Annotated in this window: 8 protein-coding genes; all 8 read left to right on the top strand. The window is 69.0% G+C overall.

Going from position 1 to position 7,671, the window contains the following annotated elements; translation table 11 throughout:
• The first annotated feature begins 245 nt into the window (after window positions 1-245).
• The 8 genes from FKZ61_RS23975 (at window position 246) to FKZ61_RS12115 (ending at window position 7,669) form a co-directional block, all read left to right on the top strand.
• Window positions 246-1,883: a hypothetical protein gene (locus FKZ61_RS23975; protein ID WP_141610388.1), complete on the top strand. Its 1,638-nt coding sequence runs from the start codon at window positions 246-248 to the stop codon at window positions 1,881-1,883.
• 7 nt (window positions 1,884-1,890) lie between these two features.
• Entirely contained in the window at window positions 1,891-2,367 is a 477-nt protein-coding gene (locus tag FKZ61_RS12145; protein WP_141610387.1) for a phage tail protein, read from the top strand.
• Window positions 2,364-3,500 carry a CIS tube protein gene (locus tag FKZ61_RS12140; RefSeq protein WP_141610386.1) on the top strand — a complete coding sequence of 379 codons (1,137 nt, stop codon included), beginning with the start codon at window positions 2,364-2,366 and terminating at the stop codon, window positions 3,498-3,500. The genes FKZ61_RS12145 and FKZ61_RS12140 overlap by 4 nt, the downstream gene beginning before the upstream one ends.
• Window positions 3,501-3,589: 89 nt before the next feature.
• Window positions 3,590-3,781, top strand: coding sequence for a hypothetical protein (locus tag FKZ61_RS12135; protein ID WP_141610385.1), 192 nt, complete (start codon window positions 3,590-3,592; stop codon window positions 3,779-3,781).
• A gap of 8 nt (window positions 3,782-3,789) precedes the next feature.
• The gene (locus FKZ61_RS12130; protein WP_141610384.1) at window positions 3,790-4,875 is read left to right on the top strand and encodes a phage late control D family protein; all 1,086 of its coding nucleotides are present in this window, start codon (window positions 3,790-3,792) and stop codon (window positions 4,873-4,875) included.
• Window positions 4,875-5,561 (top strand): phage baseplate assembly protein V, encoded by a 687-nt coding sequence (locus tag FKZ61_RS12125; RefSeq protein ID WP_141610383.1) that lies wholly within the window; start codon window positions 4,875-4,877, stop codon window positions 5,559-5,561. The genes FKZ61_RS12130 and FKZ61_RS12125 overlap by 1 nt, the downstream gene beginning before the upstream one ends.
• On the top strand, window positions 5,555-7,267 hold the full coding sequence (locus FKZ61_RS12120) for a hypothetical protein (RefSeq protein WP_141610382.1): 1,713 nt from the start codon (window positions 5,555-5,557) through the stop codon (window positions 7,265-7,267). The genes FKZ61_RS12125 and FKZ61_RS12120 overlap by 7 nt, the downstream gene beginning before the upstream one ends.
• A 3-nt stretch (window positions 7,268-7,270) precedes the next feature.
• Window positions 7,271-7,669 carry a GPW/gp25 family protein gene (locus FKZ61_RS12115; protein WP_141610381.1) on the top strand — a complete coding sequence of 133 codons (399 nt, stop codon included), beginning with the start codon at window positions 7,271-7,273 and terminating at the stop codon, window positions 7,667-7,669.
• Window positions 7,670-7,671: the final 2 nt, after the last annotated feature.

The raw sequence follows: 7,671 nt of genomic DNA, 5'->3' as shown, positions 1-7,671 counted from the left end.
GCCGTCGCGTGATCCGTTCCCTCGGCAGCAGTTGGCCAAGTCGCGCCAATACGTTATGATACAGATGGAGGTTGGTTTGCATAGGACGCTCCTTGATACGGTTTGTTGGCTTACAAACAGTGTATCAAACGTCTCAAACCAACCTCTTCTTTTGTTATCCTCTAAAGTGATGGGTGGCTAGATCAATAATTAATAATTCATAATTATGAATTATTAATTATTATTTGCTCTTGCTCGAGGCAACCATGCCCGGTCTACGTTTTGAAGAACAACCAGCCATCGTGGAAAGCGCGCCCAGCCGCAGCGACGTCGCCTGTTTCGTCGGCTTCGTGGCCCGGCGGGAGACGCCCGTGCCCGGGCCGGTGGTGGAGTGGCTGGAGCATCGGGGTTGGCTGCGGCGGGATGACGACCGGCAGCCGGTGGTCCGCTACCCCCACCAGGATCTGGCCGCCCTGCTGGATCTCCCCGTCCCCCTGGAGAGCTGGGATCAGTTCGACCGTCTCTTCGCCTGGGACCGGCGGCCCCTGGGCGACACGGGACAGTCGGGCACCACCTACCTGGGCGCAGCCGTCCGTTCCTTCTTCGCCCAGGGGGGGCGCAAGTGCTACGTGGTGCGGGTGGGCGACCCCTGGCCCTACCCCACCGACGTGGACGGACGCCGCGCCCTCGCCGCGGAGAGCCAGGCGCGCCTGGCCCGGCTCATCCCCGGCTACCCCACCGTGCTGGCGTCGGAGCCTGCCGAGCAGCGCAGCTGGCGGGGCATGGGCCACGTCCTGGGCCTGCCCGACGTCGCCATGCTCTGCCTGCCGGACCTGCCGGACCTGGTGGCCACCGATCCGTTGCCGCCCGCCCCCCTGCCCCCGCCGCTCCCCCTGCCGGAGGCGTGGGTCGAGTGTGGGACCCCGGCTGTTGTGCCCGGTGAGTCCCCGCCGACATCCTCCACGGCCCAGGGGGCCGGCCCATCAGGGGCGGCGCGGCTGCGGGCGCCCCGCTGCGACCAGGCGGGCTATGGCCAGTGGGCCCGGGCCCTGAACATGGCCGGTCAACTCATCGCCCGCCACCGCCGGGAGGTTCAGCTCATCGCTGCGCTTCCCCTCCCCCAACCGGGCAGCCCGGCCGAGCGCCACCTGCTGGGCTTCCTCATCGACCAGGGGAGGGGCCCCCTGGCCCACGGCCTGGATGCCAGCCCCACGGGGCTCGCCAGCGCCTTCCTCCAGCTGGCCTTCCCCTGGGTGGGCACCGCCATCAGCGCCTCCCTGCCGGAACAGGCAGAGCCCCCCGACGGCGTCCTGGCCGGCATCCTGGCCCACAACGCCCTGGAGCAGGGTGCCTTTCGCAGCGCGGCCGGCCGGCGCCTGGGTGATGTCCACGCCCTGTTGCCCCGGCTGGACCGGGCGCAACTGCTGGAGCGCCCCCTGGGATCGGGGAACGCCGCGTCGGCCCGGGCGCTGGTGGAGCGCGTCACCACCCTGGGGGAGACGCCCGACGGCCTGCGCCTCCTCTCCGACGTCACCACCTCCCTGGACGAGAGCTACCGGCTGGCCGGCGTCAACCGCCTGGTGGCCATCCTCCTGCGGGAGGCCCGCCGCCAGGGGGAAGGGCTGGTCTTCGAGACTTCGGGCGAACGGCTGTGGGCCGCGGTGCAGGACGCCCTGAACCGGCTCCTTCTGCGTCTGCTCCAGGCCGGGGCCCTGCGGGGCCGCAGCCCCGAGGAGGCGTTCCAGGTGCGCTGCGACCGCAGCACCATGACCCAGAACGACCTGGACAACGGCCGCCTGGTGGCCCAAATTCAGTTCGACGCCGCAGCCACGGTGGAGGAGATCGCGGTGGTGCTGGCCATGGACGAGGGAGGCCAGGTCTCCCTGGCCTCGCCAGGAGGATAAGGCAGCCATGACCGAAGAACGCCAGCCCGATCCGCTGCACGTTTTCCGCTTCCGGGTTGATTTCCAGGAGAGCCAGGGCAAAGTGCCCTTGTGCAGCGGCCAGTTCTCGGAATGCAGCGGCCTGGAGGCCACCATGGAACCCCATGTCATCAAAGAGGGGGGCCGCAACTTCGGCGCGGTGCAACGGGCCGGACGGGTCACCTTTGGCACCGTCATCCTGAAGCGGGGCATCACCACGACCCAGCACCTCTGGCAGTGGTTCGACTTTGTCACCCGCACCAACGCCTACGCCTACCGCCTGACGGCCACCATCACCATCCAGGATGCCGCCGGCCGCCCCAGGCTGACGTGGGAACTGACCAACGTCCTGCCCACCAAGTTCAAAGTGCCGGATCTCAACGCCACGGCCCGGGAGGTGGGCGTGGAAGAGCTCCACCTGGTCCATGAGGGCATGAAATTGATCGCCCCAGGAGGAAGCCCATGACCGAAGAAGCCGAATTCCGCACGGCACGCTTTGCCCCCCTCCCCCTGGACAGCCAGGGGAACCCCACCCAGGGCAAGGCCATTCCGGTGGATTTCAACCCGGAGAAGTTACAATACGACGTCTCCAATACCCTCCAGAACAAGGGGAAGGGCAGCAAGAAGAAGCAGTACGTGAGCGAGAGTACCGCCAAGCTGACCATGGAGCTGGTCTTCGACACCACCCTGGACGGCCAGGATGTGCGCAACCGCACCCAGGAGCTGGCCCGGCTGATGGATCCCACCCGGGGGGCCGACAAGAAAGCGCCGCCCGTGGTGGAATTCCAGTGGGGCTCCTACAAGTTTCGGGGCATGGTGGAATCGTTCAAGGAGACCATCGACTTCTTTGCCCCCAACGGCATTCCCTTGCGCTCCACGGTCAATCTGGTCATGTCCAGGCAGGATGAGGTCTTCGCCCCGCAAGACACCTCGGGCAGCTTCGACAGCCAGCAGGCCAATGCGGCCAATCGGCCCGCGGTGGAAGTGCCCACGGCCCCGGCGGAGGGCGGCGGTGGCGGCCCCGGCCAGAATGCCGCCCAGGCCGCCGCCCAGAGCGGCGATCCCCGGGGTGCCCGGGCCATCGGCGCGGCCAACGGCCAGGAGAGCCTGCGCTTTGCCTCGGGGGATTCCCTGGTGGTAGCGCCGCCCGCCCAACTGAGCGGGGCGGTGGCCTTTGCCAGTGCAGGGGCAGGCGCCGGCATCGGCGTGGGCGGCGGTGGCGGCCTGAGTGCAGGAGCCGGCGCGGGCCTGAGCGCTGGGGCGGGAGCCGGTGTCAGCCTGGGCGCCTCCGCCGGGGCCGGACTCACAGCCGGCGCGAGTGCCAGCGTCCAGGCCGGTGCCAGGGCCTCGGCCGGGGTCAGCGCATCGGCTGGCGCCTTCACCGCACTCAGCACCGTCCGGCGGGATACCCGGGTTTCCCTCAACCTGGACCCGGAACGGCTGCTGGCGGTGAATGCCACGGCGAACCTCAGCACCGACGTGGGCGCCTCCTTCGGCATCGGCGGCCAGGCCAGCCTCCAGGGTTCTGCCAGCCTGCGAGCCGAGGTGGGGGCCAACGCCAGCCTGCGGGCCCGGCTGCAGTTCGACAGCACCCCGTAGGGGCGGGCCCCCGTGCCCGCCCGATGTCACCAGGGCCGGGCGAATGCAGAATGTAGGGGCGAACAATGGTTCGCCCCAGGAGAGATGCCATGCCTGTCGTTTTTGATGAAATTGTCGGTGAAATCCAGCGCCAGCCCGAGGCAGGCGCCCCAGAGGCGAACCGCTCGCCCGAGGAAGGGGCAGAGGGCCAACCGGCTGGCCCCTTCTCCCCCGGGTTGGACGCTTTGGCGCAACAGATGCGAGAACTGGAACGTCGCCAGGCCCGCCTCCGGGCAGACTGAGGGATCCCATGACCGAAACCGCCTTGAGCGCCCTTGCCATCTACAGCGCCCGCCCCACCGTGCGGGTCGATACCCGGGAAGAAGCCCGGGTCCAGGAGCTGATCATCGGCATGGAGATGACCGAGCGGGAGGGCGGCCTCTCGGCCCTGGAGCTGCGCCTGAGCAACGTGGCCAGCGACCCGGAAGGGGGCGCCGACCTGGCCTTCGAGAGCAGCGACCTGCTGCGCCTGGGCAGCCAGATCGCCATCTACGCCGGCGATGAGAGCGCCCCCCAGGAGATCTTCCAGGGCGTCATCACCGGGCTGGAGGCCGACTTCCCGGGGGATGGCCCACCGGAGCTGGTGGTCCTGGCCGAAGACCGGCTGCAGCAGGCCCGGATGGCCCGCCGTACGGCCATCTACGACGACGTCTCCATCGCTGACCTGGCCAGCCAGATCGCCGACAACCTGGGGCTGACTCCCGTGGTCACGGGCTTCACCGACCCCATCGGCACCCAGGTCCAGCTCAACGAGAGCGACCTGGCCTTTCTCCGTCGCATTGTCCAACGCTATCACGGCGACCTTCAGGTGGTAGGTGAGGAACTGCACGTCTCCCCCCGGGGCGAAGTCCGCCGGGGCGCCCTGACCCTGGAGCTCCAGAGCCAGCTTCGCCGGGCCCGGGTCCTGGTGGATCTGGCCCACCAGGTGACCGAAGTCACCGTGACTGGGTGGGACGCGGCGGACGGGCAACGGGTGACCGGCAGCGGCCGGGGCGCCCACCTGGGGCCAGGGAGCGGCACCACGGGCGCCCAGATCCTGGAGGAAGCCCTGGGCGAGCGACGCCACCACGTGGGCCATCTGGCCGTCACCAGCCAGGATGAAGCCCAGGCCGTGGCCGACACCGCCTTCGACCTGCGGGCGCGACGCTTTGTCTGTGTGCGGGGCACGGCGGACGGCAACCCGGCCCTGCGGGTGGGCACCCACGTCACCCTCCAGGGCCTGGGCCCCCGCTTCGACAACACCTACTACGTCACCTACGCCTGCCACCGCTGGGACACCCGCCGGGGCTACGAGACGGACTTTGAGGCCGAGAGTGCCTACTGGGGAGGCCGCTGATGGATGCCCACACCCTCTTTGACACGGCCACAGCCGGCTGCTTCCAGGCGGTCTACCTGGCCGAAGTGGTCTCGGTGGAAGATCCCCTGAGCCTGGCCCGGGTCCAGATCCGCCTGCTCAACTGGGATGGCCCCATCGACCAGGATGGCCCCATCTGGGCCCGGGTGGCCGTCCCCTTTGCCGGGGCCGACCGGGGCGCTTTTTTCATTCCCGATGTGGGAGACGAGGTGTTGGTGGCCTTCATCCACGGCGACCCCCGCCTGCCCGTGGTCTGTGGCGGCCTGTGGAACGGCAACGCCGGGCCGCCGGAGAGCCTGCCCGGCAACCGGGTGGACCGTTGGACCCTGGTGGGCAAGGCAGGCACCCGCATCGCCATCGTTGAGGAGGACAACCCCACCATCGAGTTCACCACGCCGGGTGGGGTTCGCGGCACCCTGACCGATACCGGCGGCGGCACGGTGGAAATCGTGGCCGCGGGCACCACCATCACCATCGACCCCAGCGGGGTCACCATCGACACCGGCGGCAAGCTCACCGTCAGCGCCACCTCGGTGGAGGTCACCGCGGGCATGGTCAACGTCACCGCGGGCATGTCCCAATTTTCCGGTGTGGTCCAGTGCGACACCCTGATCACCAACAGCGTGATCAGCCCCAGCTACACGCCAGGAGCAGGCAACGTATGGTAAGCCAGACCCCTGCCGGCCTGAACGGCAACGCCATGAACACTGTCATGAACACCGCCATGAACACCACCGCGAATGGAGACGGCCATCACCACTACATCTTGCGGGGACTCAGCCTGGATGGCCAGGGGGCGCAGCCTACCCTGCTGGCCCGAAGCGTCCAGGCCCTGATCCCGGCCCTGCTGGCCGAGCTGGGGAGCCCCGGCGGCCTGGGCGGGCTGGCCGCCCAGCTTCCCGCCATCCGGGACGCCCGCTTCCAGGATATGGCCACCCTCAAGCTCTTTCAACCCGTCCACCAAACCTTCTACGTGGTCCTGGTGGAGGCGCTCTGCAACGAATTCGGCATGCCCCGCCTGGCCCCTGGCCAGATCGAGAGCGCCGGCATGGTGGTCCGGCGGCTGCGCACCGCCGCGGACGGTGCCTTGCTCCAGGGCGAAGAGGGGGAACTGCTGGAGGAGGGCTGGATGCACCTGGGCAGCGACCGGCGAGGATGGCTTCCCCTGGCGCCCGATCAACGAACCCTGGACCCCGACCCGACCCGGCGCCCCCCTCGCCTCCAGGCCGGCCACCCGGAGATCAACCGTCGGCTGGCCGAGGCCCTGGGCATCCAGGAGCCGCCCGCCGAGAGCACCGTGCCCCTGTTCGTGGCGCCGCCGGAGGTCTGCGCGGCCACTGGCAAGACCCTGCTCTACGGGATCCTGCCGGTGACCAGCAGCGAGTTCAGCCAGGCACCCGCGCCCCTGAGCCAGGCGGAACTGGGCCAGGTGATGGCCGGGCTGGATCCCCTGCTGGCGCCCCTCTTTGCCGTCGGGACCGACCGGGAGCTCCCGCTCCTCAACGGGGCCCTGGCGCTGCCGTCACCGGGCAGCTCGTCCCTGGCCGATGTCATGACCGTTTTGCGCCTGCTGATGGACCTGGACGCGCTGGGGACGGGCCCCCAGGCCCGGCGCTTCGTCGGGGCTTTGAATCAGGTGGTGCTGGCCGTGACGGGAAGCGGGGGCCAGCAGGGGCAGCTCCGGGCCGGCGACTTTTTGCAGGCCAGCGCCGCGCGCTGGGAGGCCCAACTGGATGCCCAGGCCACGGGCACTCCGGCAGGGACGGCCACGATGGTCAGTCTGCCGGCTGTGCTGCGCTGGCGGATCGACGGCAGACAGCGAACCCGGATCCTGGCAGCGTTGGAGGGCGTGATCCAGGAGCGGCGCAATGGGGTGGTGGCCGGCGAGCGGCGGTTCGACACGCCCCGGCGGCGCTACCGGCTCCACACCTTCATCCGGGTGCGCCAACGGGACGCGGCCGGTGGGGACTGCCCCCCGCGGCTGGTGTGGGGCCTTGCCCCCAGCCAACCCTTCGCCATCGCACCCTGGTACGAAAGCGGCGACCCGGCCCCGCCGCCGGTCCAGATCCCGCTGCCCGACCTCTTCGACCCGGAGCAGCGGGAGACCGTCAAGATGCTGAAGCCCAACGTCTCCTTCCGGGTGCCGGAGAAGATGTTCAACTTCCTCCAGAGCAACAACCTGGACGATCTCTTCGGCGGCAACCGGCCAGCCGATGGGGTGGGCCTGGCCCTGGACTGGATCTGCAGCTTCAACATCCCCATCATCACCCTGTGCGCGTTTATCGTCCTGAGCATCTTCCTGGCCCTGTTGGACATCGTTTTCTGGTGGCTGCTGTTCGTGAAGATCTGCCTGCCCATTCCCAAGAGCAAATAGACCATGGCACCCTCCACCCTTCCACCCAAACTGATCGGCTGGCCGCTCCTGCCCCTGCCCGATGCCAACGGCGAGCTCCACTACCCCAGCCTGGAAGCCAGCGTCCGCCAGATGATCCAGGTCATCCTGCGCACCCGGCCCGGCGAGCAGTTGATGCGCCGGGACTTCGGCGCCGGCCTGGAAAATTTTCTCCACCAGCCCAACGACCTGGCCACCCGCACCCGCATCGCCGAGGTGATCACCCAATCCCTGAACCGCTGGGAGAGCCGTATCCTGGTGGACCGGGTGGAGGTGCGAGAGGTGCCCGACGCGCCGGCGCAACTGCGCATCGAGATCGCCTACCGCCTGCGGCGCACCGGCCTGCTGCAGCAGATGGGTCTCACCATGGAACTGGAGGCATAGAC

The organism is Litorilinea aerophila, from assembly GCF_006569185.2.
GTDB lineage: Bacteria > Chloroflexota > Anaerolineae > Caldilineales > Caldilineaceae > Litorilinea > Litorilinea aerophila.
Note: the sequence above shows the minus strand (reverse complement) of the source record. Positions and strands in the feature narration are given on the sequence as shown.

Bases quoted from the DNA above. Each gene is read 5' to 3' on its own strand.
- FKZ61_RS23975 (WP_141610388.1), top strand. From the start codon at position 246: ATGCCCGGTCTACGTTTTGAAGAACAACCAGCCATCGTGGAAAGCGCG.
- FKZ61_RS12140 (WP_141610386.1), top strand. From the start codon at position 2,364: ATGACCGAAGAAGCCGAATTCCGCACGGCACGCTTTGCCCCCCTCCCC.
- FKZ61_RS12115 (WP_141610381.1), top strand. From the start codon at position 7,271: ATGGCACCCTCCACCCTTCCACCCAAACTGATCGGCTGGCCGCTCCTG.
- FKZ61_RS12130 (WP_141610384.1), top strand. From the start codon at position 3,790: ATGACCGAAACCGCCTTGAGCGCCCTTGCCATCTACAGCGCCCGCCCC.
- FKZ61_RS12135 (WP_141610385.1), top strand. From the start codon at position 3,590: ATGCCTGTCGTTTTTGATGAAATTGTCGGTGAAATCCAGCGCCAGCCC.
- FKZ61_RS12145 (WP_141610387.1), top strand. From the start codon at position 1,891: ATGACCGAAGAACGCCAGCCCGATCCGCTGCACGTTTTCCGCTTCCGG.
- FKZ61_RS12120 (WP_141610382.1), top strand. From the start codon at position 5,555: ATGGTAAGCCAGACCCCTGCCGGCCTGAACGGCAACGCCATGAACACT.
- FKZ61_RS12125 (WP_141610383.1), top strand. From the start codon at position 4,875: ATGGATGCCCACACCCTCTTTGACACGGCCACAGCCGGCTGCTTCCAG.